This is a genomic window from Pseudogemmobacter humi, from assembly GCF_900609055.1.
Taxonomy (GTDB): domain Bacteria; phylum Pseudomonadota; class Alphaproteobacteria; order Rhodobacterales; family Rhodobacteraceae; genus Pseudogemmobacter; species Pseudogemmobacter humi.
Genome location: NZ_UXAW01000058.1, coordinates 49675 through 76580 on the forward strand (window position 1 = coordinate 49675; position 26906 = coordinate 76580).

Sequence of the window (26906 nt, forward strand, 5' to 3'; positions counted from 1 at the left end):
GGCCCGCTCACCGCTCACCGCTCACCGCTCACCGCTCACCGCTCACCGCTCACCGAAGCCCCCGGATCCGTCACGGCGTTTGCTCCATCCGTTGTCACCCTGCCTGTCAGCGCGGCGCGCACGCCGGTGCAGGCAGCCGGGAGCGGTATCGGGGCGGCGTGTCTTGCGAGACCGGCCCCGAACAGAAGCGGATCGCCGTCACCAGCGGGATCCGGTTGCTCTGGTCGCGAGGACGCAACGGCGTGGAGCGGTCGGGCCAGTGGGGGCGTGAAAGGGGGCGCCGCCTTCGATCGGGCGGTGCATTTTGTCGTTTTCGCCCGGCGGGCCGGGCCGGGGCGGCGCATCTGTCCGGGGCCAGGGAGCCGCCCGGCGCCTCAGGCGGCGTCGCTGGTGCCGGGGTCGGCGGGGCGGCAGGCGGCGGGCTGGTATTCCGCCAGCGCGGCGCAGATTTCCGAGCGGCGCAGCGGTTTGGTCAGGTGCCGGTCGATCCCCGCGGCGAGGATGCCACCCGAATCGCCGTCCATCGCATGGGCGGTCAGCGCGAGGATCGGCACCCGCGGCAGGCCTTCGGCGGCCTCGGCGGTGCGGATGGCGCTTGCGGCCTGTTTGCCGTCCATCTCGGGCATGGAAATGTCCATGAAGATCAGATCGGGGCGGAAGTCGCGCCAGGCCGCCAGCGCCTCGCGCCCGTCGGCGGCGAAGCGCAGCTCGATGTCCATGCTGCGCACCATCTTCTGAAACACCAGCTGGTTGGTCTTGTTGTCCTCGGCCGCCAGCACCCGCATCGGGCGCAGCTCGGCCTCCGCGGGCGCGGGCGGCGGCTCTTCGACCGCCGTGGCGACCGGCAGGGTCAGGGTCTGCAACTGACGATAGAGATCGGCGCGCAGGAGCGGTTTTTGCAAGATCACGTCGATCGCCGCCGCGCCCTCGCTCTCGCGCGCGGCGGCGGGGTTCGAGGACAGGAGCACCACCGGCTGGTCGTAGCCGGCCTCGCGCAGCTTCAGCGCGAGCGTCAGCCCGTCCATCCCGGGCATGTCGTGGTCGGTCAGCACCACATCGGGCCGCGCCCCGTCTTCGATCAGCGCCAGCGCCTCGGCGCCCGAGCGGCAGAGCGCGACCTCGATCCCGCAGGAGGTGAGCTGGCGTTCCAGGATGGTGCGGTTGATGAACTGATCGTCCACCACCATCGCCGTGGTGATGGTGACGGGCAGGCGGGGGGCTTCGGCGCTTTCCGCCACCGGCAGGGTGACGCGGAAGCCGAAGACCGAGCCCTTCCCGGGCTCGCTGTCGACCCAGACCGCGCCCTCCATCCGCTCGATCAGCCGCCGCGTGATGGCGAGGCCGAGGCCGGTGCCCTCGTATTTGCGGTTCTGCTCGTCCTCGACCTGGTTGAACTCGCCGAAGATGTGGTCGAGGTGTTCGGGCGGGATGCCGATGCCGGTGTCCTCGACGGTGACGTGCAGCTGGTGGCGGCCGTCTTCGACCTCCAGCCCGACGACGCGGGTCAGCACATGGCCGGTCTCGGTGAATTTCACCGCATTGCCGATCAGATTGGTCAGCACCTGGCGCAGCCGCCCCGGATCGCCGATGTAGCGGGTGGGCAGGAACACGTCGTAGTCGATCATCAGATCGAGGCCCCGGGCCTGGGCGCGCGGTTGCAAAAGCATCGTCACCTCATGGATGACGCGCTCCAGATCGAAGGCCTCGGGGTGCAGCGTCAGCCGCTCGGCCTCGATCTTGGAATAGTCGAGAATGTCGTTGATGATGACCAGCAGCGCCTCGCCCGAGGAGCGGATCGTCTCGGCGAAGAGGCGCTGCTCGTCCGACAGCGCGGTGTCGCACAACAGTTCCGCCATGCCGACGACGCCGTTCATCGGCGTGCGGATCTCGTGGCTCATATTGGCGAGAAAGGCCGATTTCGCCCGGTTCGCGGCCTCGGCGGCCTGGCGGGCGGCTTCCAGCGCGGCGGCCTGGGCGCGCAACTGGGTGATGTCCACCCGCAGGCCGACGCGGCCCCCGTCGGGGGTTTCCTTGTCGATGGTGCGCAGCCAGCGCCCGCCGCTGAGCTGCTGCTCGCCCTCGGACGAGGGGCTGCGGTGCTGGGCCATCCGCTCGGCGAGCCAGTCCTCCTCGCGGCCCCCGGCCTCGGGGTATTCGCCCATGCTCAGGCCGTGGCGCAGGATTTCCTCGAAGCTGACGCCCGGCGCGATGATCGGGGCCGAGGTCTTGTAAATGTCGCGATAGCTCTGGTTGCAGATCACCAGCCTGTCCTCTCTGTCAAAAAGCACGAAACCGTCGGGGATCGCCTCGATGGCGGCCCAGATGCGCATCTGTTCGGTGATGTTGATGGCCTGGCAGACCAGATCGCCGTCCTGGGCGCGGCGGTCGGTCAGCCGGATCCACGAGCCGTTCGAAAGTTTCACCACCCGGTCGGGGATCGGATCCTGGTCCAGCCTTTCGTTCATCTCGCGGATCCAGGCCTGGGGGCCGAGACCGCCGGGCTCCACGAGGCCGCGGCGGACCACCTCATGCAGAAGCTGGCCGTAGCTGACGCCCGGCTCCAGCCGCAGATCGCCGAACGAGCGGCTGAAGGCGCGGTTCCCCGTCACCAGCATCAGGGACGAATCGAACACCGCGAAACCGTCGCGGAACGTGTCGATCGATTCCCACAGCCGCCGTTCGGCCATGACGGCGGCGGAATGGGCGCGCTCCAGGTCGCTCAGCACCCGCCGCCGCTCGCCCTTCAGGGTGGCGGCCTCATCCTTCGCATGGCGCACCACCTCGCGCTGTTCGACGATCTGGTCCGAGAGCGAACGGGCGTGCAGCGCCAGCTTTTCGTTGGCGGCGAACAGCTCGCGCGTGCGCTTTTCCAGGAGCCGTTCCGCGGCCAGCCGCGCGCGCCGTTCCAGAGCAAGTTTCTCGGTCAGTTCCATTCGGGCCGTCGGTTCAGGGGCTGCCGTCCGCCAGGGGGCGAGACATCCGGTTTTCGCCACTAGATTCACCGGACAAAGTGAACCAACACTTAACGCTGACGGGGAACACCGGATGCGCTGGCGCTTGTCCGGTGCCGGAGCCCGTGCGAAACTGTCCGCAGTTGATCGGGAGGATGAGTGATGACCGGGTTCGTCAGGGCGTTTGTCGCGGCAGCAATGCTGGCCATTCCGGGGATCGCGCCGGCGCAGGATCTGATTCCCGACCGCCGTTCGGTGGTGCTTCAGGACAGCGACCTGCCCGGAGGCGACATTTCCTCGGTCTTCGACACCGATGTCGAGGCCTGCGAACGCGCCTGCCTCACCAACAGCCGCTGCGAGGCCTTCACCTTCAACAGCCGCAACGGCAGCTGCTTTCTGAAGGCGGATCCCGGGGCGTCGGCTTATTTCCAGGGCGCGCTTTCGGCGCGAATCATCGATGCCGCGCCAGAGGCCGAGGCGCTGGCGAAGACGCGGCGCGGCGAGCTGAGCTTCCTGGCCGATTACGAGATGGAGGCCGCGCGGTGGATTGCCGCCGAGCTTGGCCGCACCCATACCAGCGGCGAATGGACGGTCGATGAGCATCTGCAATCGGCCGCCGAGGCCGAGTCGCGCAACGACTGGACCATGGCGACCGCCTTCACCGGCGCGGCGCTGAACGTCGGGGACCGCGCCGATCTGTGGCTGGAATACGCCCGTCGCGCCGCTCTCGCGGCGGAAGGCAACGAGAACAACCGCCACTGGTATCTGGAGCGCGCCTATTACGCGGCGGTGAACGGCTATCTGCGCGCCGAATCGCCCGCTTTGCGCCATTCGATCCTGGTGCAGATGGCCATGGTGATGGAACAGCGCGGCAACGGGCGCGAGATGGTCCAGGCCTTGCGGCTGGCGCAGTCGCTCCAGAACCGCTCCGACACCGCGGCGCTGCTCGATCAGGCGATCGGCAAATATGGGTTCCGCATCGAGGAGCATGTGGTCGAGGCCGATCTCGCGCGCCCGCGGATCTGCGCGCGCTTCACCGAGGATCTGGTCGAAACCGGGGTGGAATACAGCGATTACATCCGCATGCCCGCCACGGGGCTCGCGGTCGAGATGCCCGACCGGCGCCAGCTTTGCGTGACCGGGGTCAGCCATGGCGAGCGCTATGTCCTGACCTTCCGCGAGGGGCTGCCCGCCGCCGACGGCCAGCAACTGGCCAAGGATATCGAACTGACGATGTACATCCGCGACCGCAATCCGGCGGTGCGCTTCCCGGGCCGCGGCTATGTGCTCCCGAACACCGGTGACGCGGCGCTGCCGGTCGAGACGGTGAACACCGACAAGCTGGAGCTGCAACTTTACCGCGTCACCGACCGCAACATGCTGCGCGCCATCCAGGAAAGCTATTTCGGCTCGCCGATGGCCTATTACCAGGAATACGGCTTCGAGGGCGATATCGGCGAGAAGGTCTGGGACGGCGCGGCCACGCTGACGCGCGAGGTCAACCGCGATGTGACCACCCGCCTGCCGATGAACGAGGCGCTGGCCGGGCGCGAGGCCGGGATCTACGCCCTGCGCGCGGCGATTCCGGGGGTGGACAGCTATGACTTCCCGCCCGCCTGGCAATGGTTCGTGATCTCGGATCTGGGCGTGACCACCATGTCCGGGGTCGACGGGCTGCATGTCTTCGTGCGCAGCCTCGCCAGCGCCGGGGCGAAACCCGGGGTGACGGTCGATCTGCTGAGCCGCTCGAACAGCGTGCTGGCCAGCGCGGCGACCGACGACCAGGGTTACGCACGGTTCGAGCCCGGCCTCTTGCGCGGCCAGGGCGGTGCAACGGCTGCGATGGTGATTGTGCGCGAGGGGGAGGAGGACATCTCCTTCCTGTCGCTGACCGATCCCGAGTTCGATCTGTCCGACCGCGGCGTCGAGGGGCGCGAGCCCGCGCCGCCGGTGGATGTGTTCCTGACCACCGAACGCGGCGCCTATCGCGCCGGAGAAACCGTTTATGCCACCGCCATCGCGCGCGATCCCACCGCCGAGGCGGTCGAGGGCCTGCCGCTGACCGCGATCCTGACCCGCCCCGACGGGGTGGAATATTCGCGTCAGCAGGTGACGGATGCGGGCGCCGGCGGCTATGTGTTCCAGCTTCCGGTCGCCGGTTCCGCGCCGCGCGGCGTCTGGACGCTGGCCGTTCATGCCGACCCCGAGGCCGGGGCGCTGACCCGCAAGACCTTCCTCGTCGAGGATTTCCTGCCCGAGCGGATCGACTTCACCCTGACCGCGCCGGACAGCCCCCTCTCGCTGGCCGAGCCGGTGATGGAGGTCACGCTGGACGCGAAATATCTGTTCGGCGCCCCGGCGGGCGGGCTGGCCATCGAGGGCGAGGTTCTGCTGCGCGCGGCCCAGGGGCTGGCGTCCTGGCCGGGCTATGTTTTCGGCCGTCACGATCAGTCGTTCAATACGGTGATGCAGTCCATCCCGGTCGCTGAAACGCTGGAGGACGGCAAGGCCTGGCTCGAAGTCAGCCTGCCTTACGTGGAAGAGGCCGACCGGCCGCTGACCGCGAGCGTCGTGGTGCGGGTGTCCGAGGGCTCGGGCCGCCCGGTCGAGCGGCGGCTGGAGAAGGACGTGACGCCCGCCGCGGCGCTGATCGGGGTGAAGCCCGAATTCGACGGCGTGGTGGCCGAAGGCTCGGACGCCCGCTTCCGGCTGATCGGCATCGGCCCCGACCTCGCGCCCGCGCCGATGGAGGTGAAATGGACCCTCACCCGGCTGGAGAACGACTGGCAATGGTATCAGAGCTACGGCAACTGGTATTGGGAGCCGGTGACATATCGCAGCGCGGTGGCCGAAGGCACCGCCAGTCTCGGGAGCGGGCCGGTCGAGATCGGCGCCGCCGTCGGCTGGGGCGAATATGAGCTGAAGGTCGAGCGGATCGGCGGCGAGAGCGCCGTCACCTCGACCACCTTCTGGGCCGGATGGTATGCGCCCGCCGATGTCTCGGTGACGCCCGACACGCTGGAACTGTCGCTCGACAAGCCCGCCTATAAATCCGGCGACACGGCCGAGCTGCGCATCGTGCCGCGCGCGGGCGGCACCGCGCTGATCACGGTGCTCTCGAACCGGCTGGTCGAGATGAAGGCGGTCGAAGTGACCGAGGGCGAGAACATCATCCCGCTGACCGTCACCGACGACTGGGGCGCGGGCGTCTATGTCACCGCTTCGGTGCTGCGGCCGATGGACGTTGCGGCGGGCCGCGTGCCCTCGCGCGCGCTCGGCCTGTCTTACGCGAAGATCGACCCGGGCAAGCGCGCGCTTGCCGCGCAGATCGAGGCCGCCGACGAGGTGGACCCGCGCGGCACGATGGAGGTCGCGGTGAAGGTCGATGGTGTCCAGCCCGGCGAGAAGGCTTATGTCACCATCGCCGCGGTCGATCAGGGCATCCTGAACCTGACCGCCTTCAGGGCGCCCGATCCGCAGGACCATTTCTTCGGGCAAAGGAAGCTCGGCGTCGGCATCCGCGACATCTACGGCCGTCTGATCGACGGGCTGAACGGCGCCGAGGGAGAGGTGCGCTCGGGCGGCGACGCCGGTGCCCAGGCCCGGCTCCAGGCTCCGCCCCCCACCGAGGAACTGGTGGCCTATTTCACCGGCCCGGTCGAAGTGGGCGCGGATGGCTATGCGCGGACCTCGTTCGACCTGCCCTCGTTCAACGGCACGGTGAAGCTGATGGCGGTGGCCTGGTCGAAGACCGGCGTGGGCCAGGCGTCGAAAGACGTGCTGGTGCGCGATCCGGTGGTCGTGACCGCTTCGCTGCCGCGCTTCATGGCGCCGGGGGATGAAAGCCGCCTGCTGCTGGAAATCGTCCACGCCACCGGCCCCGCGGGGCGGATGACGCTGGCCGCGAGCGGCGATGGCGTGACGCTCGGCGCGCTGCCGGGGGAAATCACCCTGGCCGAGAAGGGCAAACAGGTGATCGAGGTTCCTGTGACCGCCGATGCGGTGGGGCTGCACAAGATCACCGTGACGCTCACCACCCCCGACGGCAAGGCGCTGGTGAAGGATCTGCTGCTGCCGGTGCAGGTGAACGACCCCGAGATCGCCAAGATCTCGCGCTTCGATCTGAAAGCGGGCGAGAGCTTCACCTTCGATCAGGCGGTGTTTGCCGATATGGTCGCGGGCACCGGCAAATCCACCATGGCCATCGGCCCGCTGGCCCGGCTGAACGCGCCGGGGATGCTGGCCGCGCTGGACCGCTATCCCTATGGCTGCACCGAACAGATCACCTCGCGCGCGCTGCCGCTGCTTTACTTCGACGAGGTGGCGCGGGTGATGGATCTGAAAGGCGCCGAGAACATCCAGCAACGCATCGATGAGGCGGTGACGGCGATCCTGACCCGGCAAAGCTCGTCCGGCGGCTTCGGCCTGTGGTCGCCCGGCTCGGGGGATTTCTGGCTGGATGCCTATGTCACCGACTTCCTCAGCCGCGCGCGGGCGCAGGGCTATGCGGTGCCGGATCTCGCGTTCCGCAACGCGTTGTCCAGTCTGCGCAACCGGGTGAACTACGCGCCGCAATTCGACGCGCAGACCCGGGACGGCGGCTCGGACCTCGCCTATGCGCTGATGGTGCTGGCGCGCGAAGGCGCAGCGGCGATCGGCGATCTGCGCTATTACGCCGATGTGAAGGGTGATGATTTCGCCACTCCGCTGGCCCAGGCCCAGCTTGGCGCGGCGCTGGCCTCTTACGGCGATCAGGCGCGGGCGGATGCGATGTTCCGCAAGGCGGGCAGCCGGATCGAGGCGCTCTCTCTGGAAGAGAAAGACCAGATCTGGCGCGCCGATTACGGCACCAACTACCGCGATACCGCCGCGATCCTGACCCTCGCGGTCGAGGCGGGCAGCACCGTGCTTGATGCCGAGGAACTGACCTCGCGGATGGTGCGGCGGTCGGGCCATCTCTCGACCCAGGAGATGACCTGGGCGCTGATGGCGACCAATGCGCTGATCGACCGGCCGGATGTCTCGGGCGTGACCATCGACGGCGCCCCGGCCGAGGGGCCGCTGGTGCGGATCATCTCGGACGGCGACGCGCCGGTCGTGGTGAAGAACGAGGGGCGCGACACGATCCTCACCGTCACCACCTATGGTATCCCGGCCGAGCCGGAACCGGCGGGCGGCAACGGCTATACGATCACGCGGGCCTATTACACGATGGACGGCGAGCCGGTCTCGCCCGAACAGGTGAAGACCGGCGACCGGCTGGTGGCGGTGCTGACGGTGACGCCCTGGGATCACTCGGACGGCCGTCTGATCGTGGCCGATCCGCTGCCCGCCGGGTTCGAGATCGACAACCCGAACCTGATCTCCGGGGGCGCGGTGTCGCAACTCGGCTGGCTCGACGGGTTTGAGGGCCAGGATGTCTCGAACAGCGCGAAACATGCCGAGTTCCGCCAGGACCGTTTCATCACCCAGGTGGACTGGACCTCGCAGAACAGCTTCCGCGCGGCCTATATCGTGCGGGCGATCAGCCCCGGCACCTTCCACCATCCGGCGGCCTCGGTCGAGGATATGTATCGCCCCGATTTCCGTGCCCGCACCGATGCGGGATCGGTCACCATCCGGGCGGAGTGAGGCAGGGGGCCATGCGCGCGCGCTGGATCTTTGCGCTGGCGGCGGGGCTCTGGCTCGCCGCCACCGGGCGCGATGCGTTCGACGCCTGGGTGGATGCGACCCGACTGCCGCCGCTGGTGCTGGAAACCTCGGTCGAGGTGAAGGACCGCGAGGGGCGGCTGGTGCGCGCCTATACGGTGGCCGACGGGCGCTGGCGGCTGCGCGCCGATCTCTCCTCGGTCGATCCGCGCTATATCGACATGCTTTTGAACTACGAGGACCGTCGCTTCCGCGATCACTCGGGCGTCGATCCCTATGCTTTGGCGCGGGCTTTCGCCCAGGCGGCGCGGAACGGGCGGGTGGTCTCGGGCGGCTCGACCCTGACGATGCAGGTGGCGCGGCTGCTGGAAGAGGGCACCACCGGCGAGATGGGCGGCAAGCTGCGGCAGATGCGCGTCGCCTGGAAGCTGGAGCGCGAACTGACCAAGGATGAGATCCTGGCGCTTTACCTGCTGCTTGCGCCTTTCGGCGGCAATCTCGAAGGGGTGCGGGCGGCCTCGCTGTCGTATTTCGGCAAAGAGCCCGCGCGACTGACCCCGGCCGAGGCGGCGCTGCTGGTCGCGATCCCGCAATCGCCCGAGACCCGCCGCCCCGACCGCGCGGCCGACCGCGCCGGGGCTGCGCGCGACCGGGTGCTCGAACGCGCGGTGCGCTTCGGCCTGATCGACGCGGAAGAGGCCGAAGCCGCGTTCACCGAAGCCGTTCCCGGCCTGCGCAAACCCTTTCCCGCCCATGCGCCGCATCTGGCGGACCGCGCCCGGACGGCGGACCCGCTGGCGGGCGAGCATCGGCTGACGCTGGATCTCGATCTGCAAAAACGGCTTGAGACGCTGGCCGCGGCGACGGTTCAGGGCGCGGCGGCGCAGTTGCAGATCGCCATCGTGGTCGCCGATCACAAATCCGGCGAAATCCTCGCCTCGGTCGGCTCGGCCGGGTTCCGCGACGATGCGCGCCAGGGTTTCGTCGATATGACCACCGCTTTGCGCTCGCCCGGCTCGACGCTGAAGCCGCTGGTCTATGCCATGGCCTTCGACGAGGGGCTGGCGCATCCCGAGACGATGATCTCGGACCGGCCGATGAGCTTCGGCACCTATGCGCCGCAGAATTTCGACCGCCAGTATCGCGGCGACATCCGGCTGCGCGAGGCGTTGCAGCTGTCGCTCAACATCCCGGTGGTGGCGCTGACCGATGCGATGGGTCCGGCGAAGCTGATCTCGGCCATGGGCAAGGCCGAGATGGGCTACCGCATCCCCGGCGATCAGCCGGGGCTTGCGGTGGCGCTTGGCGGCGTGGGGGTCAGCCTGCAAGACATGGTGCAGCTTTACGCGGCGCTGGCGCGGGGCGGCGTGGTCCGGCCGCTGATCTGGCGCGAGGGCGAGGCGGCCGAGGGCCAGCGGCTGGTCTCCGCCGTGGCGGCCTGGCAGGTGGGCGACATCCTCGCGGGGCTGGCGCCGCCGCCCGGCGCGCCCGCGAACCGGCTGGCCTACAAGACCGGCACCTCCTACGGCCACCGCGATGCCTGGGCGATCGGCTATGACGGGCGGCATGTGATCGGGGTCTGGATGGGCCGCGCCGACGGCACGCCGGTGCCGGGCGCCTTCGGCGCCGATACTGCGGCGCCGGTGCTGTTCCAGGCCTTCTCGCGGCTGAAACCGGCGCTGGACCCGCAGCCGCCCGCCCCGGCCTCGACGCTGCTGGTCGCCAACCGGAAACTGCCGCAGCCCTTGCAACGCTTCCGCCCGAGAGGGGCCGCCTTCCTGGCCGAGGGCGGGCCGAAGCTCGATTTCCCGCCCGACGGCGCCGAGGTGGAGCTCTTGCGCGCGGGGCTGAAGGTGAAGGTCTCGGGCGGCACCGCGCCTTTCACCTGGCTCGCCGATGGCCAACCGCTCGCGGTGGCCTTGCGCGAGCGCGAAACCATGCTGGCGCTGCCCGGAACCGGCTTTGTCACCCTGAGCGTGATCGACGCCGAGGGCCGCTCGGCCCGCAGCCGGGTGCGGCTGTGGTAGGCTGACCGCTGCGCTGCTCGCCGATCCCGGGCGCGGCCTTCACCAGCGCCGATGTTTCCGCGCCCTGGCTGATACAGACGAACTTTGCACCCCCGTTGGAATAAAGCCCGGGAACCTGTTTTCCCCGGCAGTAATATTCCGCTCCTGCCAGCCGCGACCCGGCAAACACCTGCTGCGTCTCGTCGAAGCTGATCCCGGCGGGGGCAGGTCAGCAGGCCGGGCGCCGGCTGCGGGCCAGGGATCCTCCGCTTCCGAGGTTTCGTCGGTGTTGATCAAGGGATCGAAAGCGGGCAGGGGAACGATCTCCCGGACCGCATAGCTCACCCGGTCGCGTCAGCGCAGAACGACCTGCATCCGATTATCAGCGCGGCGTGGCCCCGCCTGTCACACCCGTTCCAGCGCCAGCGCGATGCCCTGGCCGCCGCCGATGCACATCGTCACCAGCGCGGTTTTGCCGCCCATGCGCTCCAGCTCATAAAGCGCCTTGGTGATGATGATCGCCCCGGTCGCCCCCACCGGATGGCCGAGCGCGATGGCGCCGCCGTTCGGGTTCACCCGGGCCGGGTCCAGATCCAGCGCCCGGTTCACCGCGATGGCCTGAGCGGCGAAAGCCTCGTTCGATTCCACCAGATCGAAGCTCTGCGGCGTGACGCCCAGCTTCGCGCAAAGCGCCTGCACCGCCGGGATCGGGCCAAGGCCCATCACTCCGGGCTCTACCCCCGCGACCGTCCAGCCCATGATCCGCGCCAGCGGGCGGCGCCCGGCCAGCGCATCCTCGCGCGCCAGCACCAGCGCCGCCGCGCCGTCGTTGATGCCGCTCGCATTCCCTGCGGTGACGGTGCCGTCCTTCCGGAAGGCGGGTTTCAGCTTCGCCAGCCCCTCGGCGGTGGTGGGTTTCGGGTGCTCGTCGGTCTCGAAGACAACCGTTCCCTTGCGCCCGGCGATCTCGACCGGCAGGATCTGCGACGCGAACCGGCCCTCACTGATGGCCCGCGCCGCCCGGGCCTGGCTTTCCAGCGCGAAAGCGTCCTGATCCTCGCGGCTGATCCCGTGGCGGGCGGCGACATTCTCGGCCGTCACCCCCATATGGCCGGTGCCGAACGGACAGGTCAGCGCGCCGGTCATCATGTCGATGGCGCTTGTGTCGCCCATCTTCTGGCCCCACCGCGCCGAGGTCAGGGCATAGGGCGCGCGGCTCATACATTCCGCCCCGCCGGCGAGCGCGATCTGCGCCTCGCCCAGCGTCAGCGCCTGTGCCGCCGAGACCACCGCCTGCACGCCCGAGCCGCAAAGCCGGTTGACGTTCATCGCGACCGAGCCCTCGGCCATCCCGGCGCCCAGAGCGGCAAGCCGCGAGAGATACATGTCCTTCGGCCCGGTGTTGATCACATGGCCGAAGACCGCGGCGTCGATCCCGGCGGGGTCCACGCCCGAGCGGGCGACGGCCTCGCGCGCGGCGGGAACCGCCAGCTCATGCGGCGCGAAGCCCGACAGCGCGCCGCCGAAAGTGCCGACCGCGGTGCGCGCGGCGGAAAGAATGAAGATGCCGGTCATGATCTCTCCCTCTGTCGTCGGGGGAGAGCATAGCGCGAAACCCCGCGCGGCCCGCAGCGTGACGTTGCGTCTTCAGCCGGGCAGCAGCGGCACCCGCCCGAGGTCGGTCAGGTGGAACACCTCGCGCCCCTCGACGGCGATGGCGGTCAGCGGCCCGCCGTAGGCGGCCGAGGAATCGATGTTCACCCGGTTGCCGTAATGCAGCGGCGCGTCGATGGAAGTATGGCCGTGGATCACCAGCGGCCCATGGTCCCGGGCATCGTCGAGAAAGCCCTGACGGATCCAGACCAGATCGTCCTCGGTCTGTTCGGCCAGCGCGACGCCAGGGCGGATCCCGGCATGGACGAACAGCGTCTCGCCGCGCAGAAGATGGGACGGAAGGGCCTCAAGGAAAGCCACATGCGCCGGATCGACCGCCGCGCGCCCGTCGGCATGCACCGCCTCGACCGGGCGGTCGGCGGGCGCGCGCACCCCGTAAGAGGCGAGCGTCTCGGCGCCCCCCACCCGGGGGTGCAGCCAGTTCAGCGGGCGCGGCAGGCCCGGATCCTCCCACCAGGGATCGCCCAGAAAGCGGGTGAACAGCCGGTCGTGATTGCCCTTCAGCACCACCCAGTCCTCGCCGCGCGCGATGCCCTGCATCAGCCAGCCGATCACCCCGCGGCTGTCGGGGCCGCGGTCCTCCAGATCGCCCAGATGGATCACCGGTGCCGGGCCATGCACCGCCATATCGGCCGCGATCCGCTCATGCGCGCGTTTGAGCAGATCGAGATGGCCGTGAATGTCGCCGATGGCATAGCTGCGCATGGGAGTCTCCTTCCGGGCGTTTGTATCCAGCAGGGCAGGGTGGTAAAGCTGCGTTTGCGCTAACGCAAGGCCGGGGCGGAGAAAGCGGATGGAACAGGCAGAGATCGGGCTGGTCGGCCTGGGGGTGATGGGGGCGGCGCTGGCGCTCAACATCGCGGAGAAAGGTCACCGGATCGCGGTCTGGAACCGCACCGGCGCGGTGACGGAAGCCTTCCACGCCGGAGCGGGCGCGCTGGCCGCGCGGATCGTCCCGACACAGAGCCTGACAGATCTGGTCGCGGCCATCCGCCCGCCGCGCGCGGTTATCCTGATGATCCCGGCGGGGGAGGCGGTCGATCAGCAGATCGCGGCGCTGCGGCCGCTGATGGGCCCGGACGATCTGATCATCGACGCCGGCAATGCCGATTTCCACGACACCGAACGCCGGGCGGCCACGGCCGAAGCGGCAGGTGTCCCTTTCCTCGGGATCGGCGTTTCGGGCGGCGAAGAGGGCGCGCGCCACGGCCCCTCGATCATGGGCGGCGGGCCGAAAGCCGCGTGGGAGAGGGTGCGGCCGGTGATGGAGGCCATCGCTGCCAGACACCAGGGCACGCCCTGCGCCGCCTGGATGGGGCCGGGCGGGGCGGGCCATTTCGTAAAGACCGTGCATAACGGCATCGAATATGCCGATATGCAGATGATCGCCGAGGCCTATGGGCTGATGCGCGACGGGATGGGGATGAGCGCCGCAGAGATCGCGGATGTGTTCGCGGCCTGGAACGAAGGCCCGCTGCGCTCTTACCTGATCGAAATTTCCGCCGCCGTGGCCCGTGCGTCCGACCCTGAGACCGGCGCCGCCATGCTGGACGTGATCCTGGACGCCGCCGGGCAGAAGGGCACCGGCCGCTGGACCGCGATCGAGGCGCAGCACCTTGCCACCCCGGTGCCGGTGATCGAGGCCGCGGTGATGGCGCGCAACGTCTCGGCGCGGCTGAATGAGCGCCGCGCGGGAGAGGCGGTCTTCGGCCCCGGCCCGCAGCCGCTCGGGGGAGCGCTGACGCTTGCCGATCTGGAAGGCGCGCTGATCGCCGGCAAGATCCTGTGCTACGCCCAGGGCTTCGGCATGCTTGCCGCGGCATCGGTGGCGCAGGGCTGGGGGCTGGACCTGTCCGCCGCCGCAAGGGTCTGGCGCGCGGGCTGCATCATCCGCTCGGATATGCTCGACCCGATGGCCGCGGCGCTCGGCGAAGACCCCGCCCGCAACCTGATCCTCTCCCCCGCCTTCGCCGCCCTGCTGCAACGCCACCAGGGCGCACTCCGCCGCGTGACCGCGAGCGCCGCGCTGAACGGCCACGGCCTGCCCGCGCTCTCCTCGGGCCTCGCCTGGTTCGACCTGATGCGCAGCGCGCGCGGCACCGCTAACATGCTCCAGGCCCAACGAGATTTCTTCGGCGCCCACGGCTTCCAAAGGCTCGACGGCAAACCGATCCCGCACGGTCCCTGGGGCAAGCACATGTGAAAAGGGGCCTCCCGGCCCCTCTCATTTTCTGTCTCTAAATATCCCACGGGGGTGCGGGGGTGTGAAACCCCCGCTCCGACGCCAGCCGCCCTTACGCCACGTCGAACCGGAGCGGCTTGACCTGCTGGAACATGCCGGTCGCCTCCAGCGTCGCCACCACCTTCGGATCGACCTGCGCGTCCAGATACAGAAGCGCGATCGCATCCTCGCCTACGGCGCTGCGCCCCAGGGTAAAGTTCGCGATATTGACGTTGTTCTTGCCCATGGTCATGCCCAAGAGACCGATGATCCCCGGCACGTCGTCGTTCGTCGTATAAAGCATATGCGCGCCGATCTCGGCGTCGATGTTGATGCCCTTGATCTGGATGAACCGGGGTTTGCCGTCCGAGAACACCGTCCCCGCGACCGAGCGCTCGCGCGAGTCGGTCACCATCGTCACCTTGATATAGGCGTCGAAAGTGCCGGACTTGTCCTGGCGGGTGGTCGAGATCTGGATCCCCTTGTCCTTCGCCGCCACCGGCGCCGAGACGAGGTTGATGTCGGGGTTATGCGCCTTCAGCACCCCCGCGATCACCGCCTGGTTCAGCGCGGGCAGGTTCATCTCGGCCACGCGCCCGTCGTAGAGGATGTTGATCGCCTTCACCGGCTCGTCGGTCATCTGGCCGATGAAGCTGCCGATATGGCCGGCGAGGCTGATCCAGGGCCCCATGACGGCGGCCTCTTCGGCGGTGACATTGGGCATGTTCAGCGCGTTCTGCACCGCGCCGGTCAGCAGGTAATCCGACATCTGCTCGGCGACCTGAAGCGCGACATTCTCCTGCGCCTCGGTGGTCGAGGCGCCCAGATGCGGCGTCACCACCACGTTCGGATGGTTGAACAGCACATTGTCGACCGCAGGCTCGACCTCGAACACATCAAGCGCGGCCCCGGCGACATGGCCCGCGTCCAGCGCGTCTTTCAGCGCGGCCTCGTCCAGCAGCCCGCCGCGGGCGCAGTTGATGATCCGCACGCCCTTCTTCGTCTTCGCCAGATTCTCGCGCGACAGGATATTGCGGGTCTTGTCGGTCAGCGGCACGTGCAAAGTGATGAAATCCGCGCGCGCCAGCAGCTCGTCGAGCTCAACCTTGGTCACGCCGAGGGTCTTCGCGCGCTCTTCCGACAGGAAGGGATCATAGGCGATCACCTTCATATGCAGGCCCACGGCGCGGTCGCAGACAATGCCGCCGATATTGCCGGCGCCGATCACGCCGAGGGTCTTGTTGAAGAGTTCGACCCCCATGAAGCGGTTCTTCTCCCATTTGCCGGCATGGGTCGAGCCATTGGCCTCGGGGATCTGGCGGGCCAGCGCGAACATCAGCGCGATGGCGTGTTCGGCGGTGGTGACGGAATTGCCGAACGGCGTGTTCATCACGATCACGCCCTTCTTCGAGGCGGCCGGAATGTCGACATTGTCCACGCCGATCCCGGCGCGGGCGACGACTTTCAGCCGGTCGGCCCCGGCCAGCAGCTTCTCGGTCACCTTGGTGGCCGAGCGGATGGCGAGGCCATCGTAATCGCCGATGATCCGGGCGAGCTTTTCCTTGTCCTTGCCGAGGTCCGGCAGGTAATCGACATCGACGCCACGGTCACGGAAGATCTGGACGGCGGTTTCCGAAAGTTTGTCGGAGACGAGAACGCGGGGGCGGGCCATAGGGGGCTCCTTTTAAAGAAAATGGGGGGGCGCTCATCGAGCCTTACGGCTCTCTTCGCTGGCGAAGAGGCCCGTGAGGGCCGATGAGCGGTTTAAAAAGGGATCAGGCGGCTTGCGCCAGCGCCTCGACCCCGGCCAGGAAGGCATATTCGATCCAGGGCATCAGCGCCTGCACGTCGGCGGTCTCGACCGTCGCGCCGCACCAGATCCGCAGGCCCGGAGGCGCGTCGCGATACGCGCCCGCATCCAGCGCCACGCCTTCCTTCTCCAGCCGTTTCGCCACGGCTTTCGCGAAGGCGGCGCCATCCGTAATACGCGGATCGGTGAATTTCAGGCAGACGCTGGTGCACGACGCCGTTGCCGGATCCGCCGCCAGATCGGCGATCCAGTCCTTGTCTGCGATGAAGTCGCGGATCGCCGCCGCATTGGCCTCGGACCGCGCGATCAGCGCGGGCAGCCCGCCGATGGACTGCGCCCATTTCAGCGCGACCAGGTAATCCTCGACGCAGAGCATTGAGGGCGTGTTGATCGTCTCGCCCTGGAAGATGCCCTCGATCAGCTTGCCGCCCTTGGTCATGCGGAAGATCTTCGGCAGCGGCCAGGCCGGAGTGTAACTCTCCAGCCGCTCAACGGCGCGCGGCGACAGGATCAGCACACCATGGCCGCCCTCTCCGCCGAGCACCTTCTGCCAGGAGAAGGTCACCACATCGAGCTTGTCCCACGGCAGGTCCATCGCGAAAGCGGCCGAGGTGGCGTCGCAGATCGTCAGGCCTGCACGGTCGGCGGGGATCGCATCGCCGTCCGGCACCCGCACGCCCGAGGTGGTGCCGTTCCAGGTGAACACCACGTCACGCGCGAAATCGACGGTGGCGAGGTCCACGATCCCGCCATAGGGGGCCTTCCTCACCGTGGCGTCGAGTTTGAGCTGCTTCACCACATCGGTGACCCAGCCTTCGCCGAAGCTCTCCCAGGCCAGCATTTCCACCGGGCGGGCACCGAGCAGCGACCAGAGTGCCATCTCGACCGCGCCGGTATCCGAGGCGGGGACGATGCCGATGCGATACTCCGCCGGCACGTTCAGAATGTCACGGGTGAGGTCGATCGCCTCTTTCAGCTTCGCCTTGCCGACCGCGGCGCGGTGCGAGCGCCCAAGCGGCGCGTCGGAGAGCATGTCGAGGGAGAAGCCGGGGATCTTCGCGCAGGGGCCCGAAGAAAAACGCGGATTGACCGGGCGCGCGGCCGGGGCGGTGAGTGCCATATCTGGTATCCTTGCAGATAAATGCCTCTCGTTGGGGAGAGGTGTCCCACCGCCGGGATTACCCGCACCCTGAAGATACTGCAAGAAAAAAGAAACTTACCTGGCTCCGTTTGCAGAAACCGGAGAGAAAAGACAGAATAAACCAAATACTACACGGAAAAAACCGCACAAAATGTTCCAGCCGTGTTCCTGATACGGCCCGGAAGGGTACGCCGTATTCCGATGGGCGCCTCCTCGCTTGATCCGACAAGGGCGCGGAACTGGTCCGGGCTGCCGCCCAGGGCCACGCAAATCGCCTGCGCGGGGAAAGGCTCCGCATGGGTCTGTCACAGCGAGAACCCGAACGCCCGCGCCGGGAGACGTGATGTCGTTGCAGCCGCAGCGGCATCTATTGCGAAGATGGAAAAATCAGGATCTCAGCCCGCCCGGTCGTGACGCTTTTTGCGCAAGGCGCCCGGGGGGTGGCCGAAGGTGCGGCGGAAGGCGCGTGACAATGTGGCCGGGCCGGAAAAGCCGGTGCGCAGCGCCACTTCGGTCAAAGGATGGGCGGTGTCGCTCAGCATCCGCCGCGCGGCTTGCAGGCGCAGCGACAGCGCATAGGCCGCCGGCGTGGCGCCGAGCGCGGCGCGGAACAGGCTTTCCAGCCGTCGGGGCGACAGGCCGACGGCGCGGGCCGTCGCGCTGGCAGTCTCGGGCTGGTCGATCCGGGCCTCCATGCGTTTCAGCGCAGCGGTGACGCGCGGGTCGAGCGAGGGATCGCGGCGCGGCGGTGCGATCTGGGGTTCCGAGCCCGCGCGGGCCTCGGTCAGGAAGCTGTTCGCGACCTGGCGGGCGAGCGGCGCTCCGTGGCGGGCGCGGATCAGATGCAGCATGAAATCGAGCCCCGGCGCGGCGCCGCCGATCGTCACCCGGTTGCGGTCGATGACGAAACGGTCGGGGACGACCTCGATCCGGGGATGGCGGTCGGCCAGATCCTCCAGATCCTCCCAATGCACCGTGGCGCGGTAGCCGTCGAGAAGGCCCGCGCGCGCCAGCACCCAGGGCCCGGCGTCGATGCCGCCCACCAGCGCGAAACGCGGCGCGATCCGGCGCAGATCGCTCATCAGCGGGCGGGTCGCCACTTCGTCCAGCCGGTAGCCCGCGATGACGATCAGCGCATCGGCCCCGACCGCATGGGCGGGCGGGCCGGAAGACGGCAGCGACAGCCCGCAGGTCAGGGGCACCGGCGCGCCCTGGGGCGAGACCACGCGCCAGCGGAAGGCCTCCTCTCCGAGATGGCGGTTCGCGTTCCTCAGAGGATCCAGCGCCGAGGCGACCTCAAGGATCGAGGCCTGGGGCAGCACCAGAAGCGCGATGGTCAGCGGGCCGCGGGCCGGAGAGAAGACGGGTGAAAAGATTGCGTTTTGCGTCATGAGAATTTCGTAACCGGCAAAGCGCAGCCCTGCAAGCCGGGTAATCTGGCGGCTGAACGAGAGGAGATTCCCATGCCGCTGACCATGAACCGCGAGGTTTTCATCACCTGTGCCGTGACCGGATCGGGCGGCAGTCAGGACCGCTCTCCCCATGTGCCGCGCAGCCCCGAGCAGATCGCGAACAGTGCCATCGACGCGGCCAAAGCGGGCGCGGCGGTGGTGCATTGCCATGTGCGCGACCCCGAGACCGGCAAGCCCGCGCGCGATCCGGCGCTGTATCGCGAAGTGACCGAGCGGATCCGCGATTCGGGCACCGATGTGGTGCTGAACCTGACCGCCGGGATGGGCGGCGATCTGATCTTCGACGGCACCGAGACGATGAACCGGATGTCGCAGAAATCCGACATGGCGGGCGCGACCGAGCGGGTGGCCCATGTGGTCGATTGCCGGCCCGAGATCTGCACGCTCGACTGCGGCACGATGAATTTCAACGAAGCCGATTACGTGATGGTCAACACGCCAGGCATGCTGCGCGACATGGCGAAGCGCATGGTGGAGTCGGGCGTGCGGATCGAGATCGAGGCCTTCGACACCGGCCATCTGTGGTTCGCGAAGACCCTCGCCGAAGAGCGGGTCATCCCCGATCCGGTGCTGGTGCAGCTTTGCATGGGTGTGCCCTGGGGGGCGCCGGACGATCTGAACACCTTCATGGCGATGGTGAACAACGTGCCGAAGCACTGGCACTGGTCAGCTTTCGCTCTGGGCCGCCACCAGATGCCCTATGTCGCCGCCGCGGTGCTGGCGGGCGGCAATGTGCGGGTGGGGCTGGAGGACAATCTCTGGCTCGACAAGGGGGTGCTGGCGACCAATGCGCAACTGGTGGAACGCGCGGTGACGATCATCGAGAACCTCGGCGCGCGGGTGATCACGCCCGCCGAAGTGCGGGCGAAGCTCGGGCTGGAAAAGCGCGCGCCGCTGGCGAAGTGAGGTTTCGGGGGGCGCGCCCGTGCCGGGCGCGTGCCTCCGGCAGGGGTATTTGGGTCAGGATGAAAGGGGCAGGCGATGGCACGGATCTGGATCGGTATGGCGCTGGCCTTCGCCTTGGTCGGCTGCGTTGAGGAGCCGCCCGGGGTGAGGCAGGGCAAGACGCTCTCGCCTGCGGAGCGGGCGGAATGTCTGGCGGCGGGCGGTTCGGTCGGGCGCGGCGGGCTCTTGCCCGACGAGATCTGTTTCCGGCCGCTTAAGGATGCGGGGAAGGTCTGCACGAAAGCGACGGATTGCGAGGGGGTATGCCTCGCCAGCACCCGGACCTGCTCGAAAGTGGAGCCGATGTCCGGCTGCTACGAACTTCTGGACGGGCAGGGGCGCCAGTTGGCGATCTGCGTGGATTGACGCCCCCCGGGGGCGGGACAACAGGGAAGGATGGCGCATATGGCGCGCAAGGCTGCAATCATCGGGGGCGGGGTCATCGGCGGCGGATGGGCCGCGCGCTTCCTGCTCAATGGCTGGGACGTGGCGGTGTTCGATCCCGACCCCGAGGCGGAACGCAAGATCAGCGCGGTCTTGTCGAACGCGCGTCTCGCGCTGCCGGCGCTTTCGGACGTGCCGATGCCGCCCGAGGGCAGGCTGAGTTTCGCCGGAACGCTGGGCGAGGCGGTCGAGGGGGCGGAATACGTCCAGGAGAGCGTTTCCGAGCGGATCGAGCTGAAGCACAAGGTCTATGCGCAGTTGCAGCAGGCCAATCCGGGGGTGCTGATCGGCTCCTCGACCAGCGGCTTCAAGGCGAGCGACCTGCAACAGGGCTCGCCCGCGCCGGAGAACATCATCGTCGCGCATCCGTTCAACCCGGTCTATCTGCTGCCTCTGTCCGAGGTTTCGGGCTCGGACAGGAACCCGCCCGAAGTGGTCGAAAAGACCGTGCAGATCATGAAGGACATCGGCATGTTCCCGCTGGTGATCCGCAAGGAGATCGACGCCTTCCTCGGCAACCGTTTCCTCGAAGCGGTCTGGCGCGAGGCTTTGTGGATGCTCAAGGACGGGGTGGCCACGACCGAAGAGATCGACGAGGCGATCCGCATGGGCTTTGGCCTGCGCTGGGGCCAGATGGGCCTGTTCGAGACCTATCGGATCGCCGGGGGCGAGGCCGGGATGCGGCATTTCATGGCCCAGTTCGGCCCGGCGCTGAAATGGCCCTGGACGAAACTGATGGACGTGCCCGAGTTCAACGAGGAACTGGTCGATCTGGTCGCCAGCCAGTCGGATGCGCAATCGGGCCAATACGGCATCCGCGAGCTGGAGCGGATCCGCGACCAGAACCTCGTCGGCTTTCTGCGCGCGCTGAAGGAACGCAACTGGGGCGCGGGCAAGGTCTTGCGCGAACATGACGAGCGGCGCGCGGCCGCCTTCCACGCCGGGACCGACCAGGGGCCGAAAGCGGCGCCCCTTGTCATGGCGCATATGCAGGTGCTGCCGGGCTGGATCGACTACAACGGCCATATGACCGAAAGCCGCTATTATTTCGCGGGTTCGGAGACCATCGACGCCTTCCTGCGGCTGATCGGCGCCGGGATGGATTACGTCGGCGCGGGCCACAGCTATTACTCGGCGGAGACCCATATCCGCCATCTGAGCGAGGCGAAGCTGGGCGACCGGCTGACCGGCACGATCCAGATCCTCTCGGCCGATGAGAAGCGGTTCCGGTCCTTCGTGCGGATCATGAAGGGCGAGGAATGTGTCGCCACGATCGAGCAGTTCTACCTGCATGTCGACATGAAGGCCGGGAAATCTGTGCCCGCCGCGCCCGAGGTTTACGCGAAGCTGCGGGCGATCACCGACGCCCAGGCCGGCCTGCCGCTGCCCGAAGGCGCCGGCCGCGCCATCGGCCAGAAAAAGGAGTGAGCAGGGTGGATTTCGGGCTGAACGAAGAACAACAGATGATCGTCGAGACGACGCGCGCCTTCGTCGAGAACGAGCTTTACCCGCATGAGGCCGAGGTCGAGCGCTCGGGCGTGCTGCCGCTGGAGCTGATCCGCGAGATCCAGGCCAAGGCCATCGCCGCCGGGCTTTACGCCGCGAACATGCCGGCCGAAGTGGGCGGCGCCGGGCTCGATACCCTGTCCTGGCTGCTTTACGAAAAGGAGCTCGGCCGGGCGAATTACGCGCTTCACTGGACCTGCGTCGCGCGACCCTCGAACATCCTGCTGGCCGGGAACGACGAGCAGCGCGAGAAATATCTGATGCCGTGTATTCGCGGCGAGACCTGGGATTGTCTTGCGATGACCGAGCCGGGGGCCGGGTCGGATCTGCGCGGGATGAAGGCCTCGGCGCGCGAGGATGGCGACGACTGGATCCTGAACGGCACCAAACATTTCATCAGCCATGCCGATCTGGCGGGCTTCGCCATCGTCTTCATGGCGACCGGCGAGGAAGACACACCCCGCGGCCCGAAAAAGCGCATCACCGCCTTTTTCGTCGACAAGGGCACCCCGGGCTTCACCGTGCGCGAGGGCTACCGCAACGTCTCGCACCGCGGCTACACCAATGCGGTGCTGGAATTCGACGATTGCCGGGTGAACAAGCGCCAGGTGCTGGGCGAGGCCCACAAGGGCTTTGAGGTGGCGAATTCCTGGCTGGGGGCGACGCGGCTCCAGGTGGCCTCGACCTGTCTCGGGCGGGCGGAGCGGGCGCTGTCGCATGCGATCAGCTACTCGGCGGAAAGGAAGCAGTTCGGCCAGCAGATCGGCAAGTTCCAGGGCATCAGCTTCAAGCTCGCCGATATGGCGATGGAGCTGAAGGCGGCGGAACTGCTGACCCGCGAGGCAGCCTGGAAATACGACCAGGGCACGGTGAGCGAGGCCGATATGTCGATGGCCAAGCTGAAGGCGACCGAGGTGCTGGCGATGATCGCCGACGAGGCGATCCAGATCCACGGCGGCATGGGGCTGATGGACGAGCTGCCGCTGGAACGGATCTGGCGCGACGCCCGGGTGGAACGGATCTGGGAGGGCACCTCCGAGATCCAGCGGCACATCATCTCGCGCGAACTTCTGCGCGCGGTGGGGGGCTGAATGGAGCCCGTCCGGCCGCAGATCCGCATCACCTATTGCACGCAATGCAACTGGCTGTTGCGCAGCGCCTGGATGGCGCAGGAACTGCTCTCGACCTTCGGCCAGGACCTCGGGAGTGTGACGCTGGTTCCCGCGACCGGCGGGTTGTTCCGCATCGAGGTGGATGGCGAGCCGGTCTGGGACCGCAAGGAGCGCGGTGGCTTCCCGGATGCGAAACAGCTAAAGCAGATCGTGCGGGACCGGGTCTGGCCCGGGCGCGATCTGGGGCATGTGGACCGGGCGCGCGATCTGCCCGGAGGGCCCGAGGGCTGACAAGGCCGGGGGGCGTCTGCCCCCCGCGGCGCCGCCAGGCGGCGCCTCCCCCCGAGGATATTTAGAGACAGAAAATGAGCAGCGTGCAGATCCCGGTTAACTGCGTCTTTACCCCTGAAAGCGATACTGTCTCCACGGTGCAGGCGGGGACGCCTATGACCGTGGCAGGAAATGGCACCTCGTTCCGGTCTCCGGGGCGAGGTGTTCCTATTTTCTGTCTGAAAATATCCTCGGGGGGAGCGCGCTTCAGCGCGCGTGGGGGGCAGACAGCCCCCCTCCACATCGGCCAGAGGCGCGGAGGCCGGGTATGAGCCGCCTCGACCGTCTGCTTCGCCCCCGCCATATCGCCGTTCTCGGCGCCGGATGGGCGCTCAACGTCATCGAACAGACCCGCAAGATGGGCTTCCAGGGAGAAGTCTGGCCGGTGCATCCGACGAAAACCGAGATCGGTGGGTTGAAGGCTTACGCCTCGCTCGCCGATCTGCCCGAGCCGCCGGATGCGGTGTTCATCGGGGTGAACCGTTTCGCCACCGTCGAGGTGGTCGCCGAACTCGCGCGGATCGGGGCGGGCGGCGCGATCTGTTTCGCCGCCGGCTGGACCGAGGCGGGGGCACCCGAACTCCAGGCGAAGCTGGTTGAGGCGGCGGGCGGGATGCCGATCCTCGGGCCGAATTGCTACGGGGTGATCAATTACCTCGATGGCGCGCTACTCTGGCCCGATCAGCATGGCGGTGCGCGCGTGGAAAGGGGCGTGGCGCTCCTCAGCCAGTCCTCGAATGTGGTGATCAATCTCGGGATGCAGAAGCGCGGCCTGCCGGTGGCCTATGTCGCCTGTCTCGGCAATGCCGCCGTGGTCGGGCTGGCGGAGCTGGCGGGCGCGCTGCTCGACGATCCGCGTGTCACCGCCATCGGCATGTATATCGAGGGGATCGACGACGCCCCCGCCTTCGCCCGGCTCGCCCATGCGGCGCGGGCGGCGGGCAAGGGCATCGTCGCGATCAAATCCGGCAAGACCGAACTGTCGCGCACCGCCGCCGCCTCACATACCGCTTCGCTCGCGGGCGGCGGTGCGGCGTCCTCGGCCTTCCTGCGTCAGCTCGGCGTGGCCGAGGTGGACAGCCCGGCGCAACTGATCGAGACGCTGAAGATCCTGCATGTCCATGGCACGGGGCTGGGAACGCGGCTCTGTTCGCTGTCCTGTTCGGGAGGCGAGGCGGGGCTGGCGGCGGATCTGGCGGCGCCCTTCGGGCTTGACTTCCCGCCGGTGCCGGAGCCCACGCGGGCGCGGCTGGCGCAGACGCTCGGCCCGATCGTCACCATCGCCAACCCTTTGGATTACAACACCTTCATCTGGGGCGATCTGGAAAAGACCACCGAGGTCTTCGCCGGGATGCTCGACGCCTACGACGCCGGGCTCTACATCTTCGACATCCCGCGCGACGACCGCTGCGATCCGTCGAGCTATTATCCCGCGCTCGACGCCATTGTCGCGGCGCAGAAGATCACCGGCAAACCTGCCTTCCCGGTCGCCTCGATGGAGGAGAATTTCGGCGAGGAGCGGGTGATCCGGCTGATGGATCAGGGGATCTGCACGCTTCTGGGCTTCGAGACCGCCCTCGCGGCGATCCGCGCGGCTCAGGTGTCGGCCGGTGAGCCCGGCTGGGAGCCCCTGCCCGCGCTGCCCTCGCGTGAGACGCAGTTGCTGAGCGAGGCCGAGGGCAAGGCGCTGCTCTCTGCCGCCGGGGTGGCGGTGCCGCGCGCGGTCTCGGCGCCGACGCTTGCCGAAGTGGCCGAGGCGGCGAAGGGGCTGAGCGCGCCGCTCGCGCTCAAGGGGCTGGGTTTCGCGCATAAGACCGAGGCCGGTGCGGTGCGGCTCGGGCTTGCCTCGCTGGAGGGCGAGGCCGAGATGCCGGGCGCCAGCGGCTATCTGGCCGAGGAAATGGTCACCGGGATCGTCGCCGAGGCGCTGCTCGGGCTGCGCCGCGATCCGGTCTATGGGATCACGCTGACGCTGGGCATGGGTGGCGTCACCGCCGAGGTGCTGGCCGATACGGTGACTTTGGTCTGGCCGGTGGATGAGGCCGGGGTGCTGGCGGCGCTGCGCCGGCTGCGGCTCTGGCCGCTGCTCGACGGCTACCGCGGGCGGGCGAAGGCCGACACCGGGGCGCTGGCGGCGGTTGCGGTGCGGCTCGGTGCGCTGATGGCGGCGGACGACGGCATCGAGGAAATCGAAATCAACCCGCTTCTGTTGCGCGAGGACGGCGCGGTGGCGGTGGATGCGCTGATCAGGAGGATATGATGGCGGAAATGCAGATGCGGACCGATGGGCCGATCAGAACCCGGCGCGAGGGGGCGATCCTGGAGGTCACGCTGGACCGGCCCAAGGCCAATGCGATCGACCTCGCGACCTCGCGGATCATGGGTCTGGTGTTCCGCGATTTCCGCGACGACGACAGCCTGCGGGTGGCGATCCTGCGATCCGAGGGCGAGAAATTCTTCTGCCCGGGCTGGGATCTGAAGGCGGCGGCCGATGGCGATGCGGTCGACGGCGATTACGGCTTCGGCGGCTTCGGCGGCTTGCAGGAACTGCCGAACCTGAACAAGCCGGTGATCGCCGCGGTGCAGGGCATCTGCTGCGGCGGCGGGCTGGAACTGGCGATCTCGGCCGATCTGATCCTGTGCTCGACCAATGCGACTTTCGCTTTGCCCGAGATCAGGTCCGGCACGGTGGCCGATGCAGCCTCGGTCAAGCTGCCGAAGCGCATCCCCTACCATGCCGCGATGGACCTTCTGCTGACCGGGCGCTGGTTCGACGCGGAAGAGGCGTTCCGCTGGGGGCTGATCAAGGAGATCTGCCAGCCCGAAGACCTGCTTGCGAAGGCCTGGGATCTGGCGCGTCTGCTGGAGAGCGGTCCGCCGCTGGTCTATGCCGCGATCAAGGAAGTGGTGCGCGAGGCCGAAAACATGCGCTTCCAGGACGCGCTGAACCGGATCACCAAACGGCAGCTGGCGACGGTGGACCGGCTTTATTCGTCCGAGGATCAGCTGGAAGGCGCCCGCGCCTTCGCCGAAAAGCGCGATCCGGTCTGGAAAGGGCGCTGATGGATCGGTCGCGGCTCCGTGCGACGGATGCGGCGACCGATGAACGCGCTCCGGCCAGGATCATGCGCGGCCGGAAGGAGAGCCGCTGGATGTGGCTTGTTTTCCGCAACTGCGCGGCCTCGCCCGCGGCGCTGAAGTTACACAGTTCGACGACCTTGTTCGCCGCGGTGCGGACGGCGCATGACTGCACCTCGTCTGTGGGCCCGGGTGCGGCTGTGACCGGTCCTGGGAGATCGCAGAGCCGGGGAAGCCGGTGGTTTCCTGCCCGAAGGATCCGCTTCAGGGCGGTGATCCGGCAAAGCCGGGGAGCTGTGCCTCTCGCCACCTGCCATATGTTTTGGTTCCTGCATCACGCGGCCGGGAACGGCATCGTGGTGACGGGCTACGAGGACGATCCCCCGTGCCGGGGCGAAGTCGACCGCTCCGGCGCCGGCGGAGGCGTTGCATCACCGGATCGGCAAGGCTTGCTTCATCGCGCGCTCGGTCTCTTTCCCGGTGCGCCACAAGCCGCGCTATGTGATCGGTGGCCAGCGCCCTTGCAGGGGGGCATCGAGCCCCCCGCAAGGGCGGGCCTCCGGCGGG

Annotated in this window: 16 protein-coding genes; 10 read left to right on the plus strand and 6 right to left on the minus strand. The window is 68.2% G+C overall.

The window, feature by feature from the left end; all coding sequences use genetic code 11:
- Positions 1-374: 374 nt before the first annotated feature.
- Positions 375-2933 carry a hybrid sensor histidine kinase/response regulator gene (locus XINFAN_RS09445; RefSeq protein WP_124086249.1) on the minus strand — a complete coding sequence of 853 codons (2559 nt, stop codon included), beginning with the start codon at positions 2931-2933 and terminating at the stop codon, positions 375-377.
- Between the two features lie 180 nt (positions 2934-3113).
- Between XINFAN_RS09445 and XINFAN_RS09450 the strand changes: the two genes are divergently transcribed.
- Positions 3114-8582 (plus strand): alpha-2-macroglobulin family protein, encoded by a 5469-nt coding sequence (locus tag XINFAN_RS09450; protein ID WP_124086250.1) that lies wholly within the window; start codon positions 3114-3116, stop codon positions 8580-8582.
- A gap of 11 nt (positions 8583-8593) precedes the next feature.
- Positions 8594-10627 (plus strand): penicillin-binding protein 1C, encoded by a 2034-nt coding sequence (gene pbpC, locus XINFAN_RS09455; RefSeq protein WP_124086251.1) that lies wholly within the window; start codon positions 8594-8596, stop codon positions 10625-10627.
- Between the two features lie 384 nt (positions 10628-11011).
- Here the strand turns inward: pbpC and bktB are convergent, their stop codons facing one another.
- Both bktB and XINFAN_RS09465 read right to left on the minus strand, forming a co-directional pair.
- Positions 11012-12181 (minus strand): beta-ketothiolase BktB, encoded by a 1170-nt coding sequence (gene bktB / locus XINFAN_RS09460; protein ID WP_124086252.1) that lies wholly within the window; start codon positions 12179-12181, stop codon positions 11012-11014.
- A 72-nt stretch (positions 12182-12253) separates the two neighbouring features.
- Positions 12254-12985 carry a metallophosphoesterase gene (locus XINFAN_RS09465; RefSeq protein WP_124086253.1) on the minus strand — a complete coding sequence of 244 codons (732 nt, stop codon included), beginning with the start codon at positions 12983-12985 and terminating at the stop codon, positions 12254-12256.
- 88 nt (positions 12986-13073) lie between these two features.
- On the opposite strand from XINFAN_RS09465, the gene gnd reads away from it, so the two are divergent.
- A complete protein-coding gene (gene gnd / locus XINFAN_RS09470) occupies positions 13074-14483 on the plus strand; it encodes an NADP-dependent phosphogluconate dehydrogenase (protein WP_124086254.1) in 1410 nt (469 codons plus the stop codon).
- A gap of 91 nt (positions 14484-14574) precedes the next feature.
- Here gnd and serA read toward each other — a convergent pair whose 3' ends face one another.
- The 3 genes from serA to XINFAN_RS09485 all read right to left on the minus strand — a co-directional run bounded on the left by serA (position 14575) and on the right by XINFAN_RS09485 (position 18843).
- A complete protein-coding gene (serA, locus tag XINFAN_RS09475) occupies positions 14575-16173 on the minus strand; it encodes a phosphoglycerate dehydrogenase (protein WP_124086255.1) in 1599 nt (532 codons plus the stop codon).
- Positions 16174-16276: 103 nt separating this feature from the next.
- A complete protein-coding gene (locus XINFAN_RS09480) occupies positions 16277-17431 on the minus strand; it encodes a phosphoserine transaminase (protein WP_124086256.1) in 1155 nt (384 codons plus the stop codon).
- Positions 17432-17847: 416 nt separating this feature from the next.
- Positions 17848-18843: a GlxA family transcriptional regulator gene (locus XINFAN_RS09485; protein ID WP_124086257.1), complete on the minus strand. Its 996-nt coding sequence runs from the start codon at positions 18841-18843 to the stop codon at positions 17848-17850.
- 72 nt (positions 18844-18915) lie between these two features.
- On the opposite strand from XINFAN_RS09485, the gene bcoG reads away from it, so the two are divergent.
- The 7 genes from bcoG to XINFAN_RS09520 all read left to right on the plus strand — a co-directional run bounded on the left by bcoG (position 18916) and on the right by XINFAN_RS09520 (position 26324).
- Positions 18916-19830, plus strand: coding sequence for a 3-dehydrocarnitine:acetyl-CoA trimethylamine transferase BcoG (gene bcoG, locus XINFAN_RS09490; RefSeq protein WP_124086258.1), 915 nt, complete (start codon positions 18916-18918; stop codon positions 19828-19830).
- Positions 19831-19905: 75 nt separating this feature from the next.
- Positions 19906-20235, plus strand: coding sequence for a hypothetical protein (locus tag XINFAN_RS09495; protein WP_124086259.1), 330 nt, complete (start codon positions 19906-19908; stop codon positions 20233-20235).
- Between the two features lie 39 nt (positions 20236-20274).
- Complete coding sequence (locus XINFAN_RS09500) at positions 20275-21741, plus strand: carnitine 3-dehydrogenase (protein ID WP_124086260.1); 1467 nt, start codon at positions 20275-20277, stop codon at positions 21739-21741.
- A 5-nt stretch (positions 21742-21746) separates the two neighbouring features.
- Entirely contained in the window at positions 21747-22910 is a 1164-nt protein-coding gene (locus tag XINFAN_RS09505; protein ID WP_124086281.1) for an acyl-CoA dehydrogenase family protein, read from the plus strand.
- Positions 22911-23222, plus strand: a complete 312-nt coding sequence (locus XINFAN_RS09510; RefSeq protein WP_124086261.1) for an Rdx family protein — start codon at positions 22911-22913, stop codon at positions 23220-23222.
- Positions 23223-23529: 307 nt separating this feature from the next.
- On the plus strand, positions 23530-25521 hold the full coding sequence (locus XINFAN_RS09515; RefSeq protein ID WP_124086262.1) for an acetate--CoA ligase family protein: 1992 nt from the start codon (positions 23530-23532) through the stop codon (positions 25519-25521).
- The gene (locus XINFAN_RS09520) at positions 25521-26324 is read left to right on the plus strand and encodes a carnitinyl-CoA dehydratase (protein WP_233352178.1); all 804 of its coding nucleotides are present in this window, start codon (positions 25521-25523) and stop codon (positions 26322-26324) included. The genes XINFAN_RS09515 and XINFAN_RS09520 overlap by 1 nt, the downstream gene beginning before the upstream one ends.
- Positions 26325-26906: the final 582 nt, after the last annotated feature.

Coding starts and splice junctions, on each gene's coding strand:
- serA (WP_124086255.1), bottom strand. CDS start 16,173: ATGGCCCGCCCCCGCGTTCTCGTCTCCGACAAACTTTCGGAAACCGCC.
- XINFAN_RS09465 (WP_124086253.1), bottom strand. CDS start 12,985: ATGCGCAGCTATGCCATCGGCGACATTCACGGCCATCTCGATCTGCTC.
- XINFAN_RS09515 (WP_124086262.1), top strand. CDS start 23,530: ATGAGCCGCCTCGACCGTCTGCTTCGCCCCCGCCATATCGCCGTTCTC.
- pbpC (WP_124086251.1), top strand. CDS start 8,594: ATGCGCGCGCGCTGGATCTTTGCGCTGGCGGCGGGGCTCTGGCTCGCC.
- gnd (WP_124086254.1), top strand. CDS start 13,074: ATGGAACAGGCAGAGATCGGGCTGGTCGGCCTGGGGGTGATGGGGGCG.
- XINFAN_RS09485 (WP_124086257.1), bottom strand. CDS start 18,843: ATGACGCAAAACGCAATCTTTTCACCCGTCTTCTCTCCGGCCCGCGGC.
- XINFAN_RS09450 (WP_124086250.1), top strand. CDS start 3,114: ATGACCGGGTTCGTCAGGGCGTTTGTCGCGGCAGCAATGCTGGCCATT.
- XINFAN_RS09510 (WP_124086261.1), top strand. CDS start 22,911: ATGGAGCCCGTCCGGCCGCAGATCCGCATCACCTATTGCACGCAATGC.
- XINFAN_RS09480 (WP_124086256.1), bottom strand. CDS start 17,431: ATGGCACTCACCGCCCCGGCCGCGCGCCCGGTCAATCCGCGTTTTTCT.
- bktB (WP_124086252.1), bottom strand. CDS start 12,181: ATGACCGGCATCTTCATTCTTTCCGCCGCGCGCACCGCGGTCGGCACT.
- XINFAN_RS09500 (WP_124086260.1), top strand. CDS start 20,275: ATGGCGCGCAAGGCTGCAATCATCGGGGGCGGGGTCATCGGCGGCGGA.
- XINFAN_RS09445 (WP_124086249.1), bottom strand. CDS start 2,933: ATGGAACTGACCGAGAAACTTGCTCTGGAACGGCGCGCGCGGCTGGCC.
- XINFAN_RS09495 (WP_124086259.1), top strand. CDS start 19,906: ATGGCACGGATCTGGATCGGTATGGCGCTGGCCTTCGCCTTGGTCGGC.
- bcoG (WP_124086258.1), top strand. CDS start 18,916: ATGCCGCTGACCATGAACCGCGAGGTTTTCATCACCTGTGCCGTGACC.
- XINFAN_RS09520 (WP_233352178.1), top strand. CDS start 25,521: ATGGCGGAAATGCAGATGCGGACCGATGGGCCGATCAGAACCCGGCGC.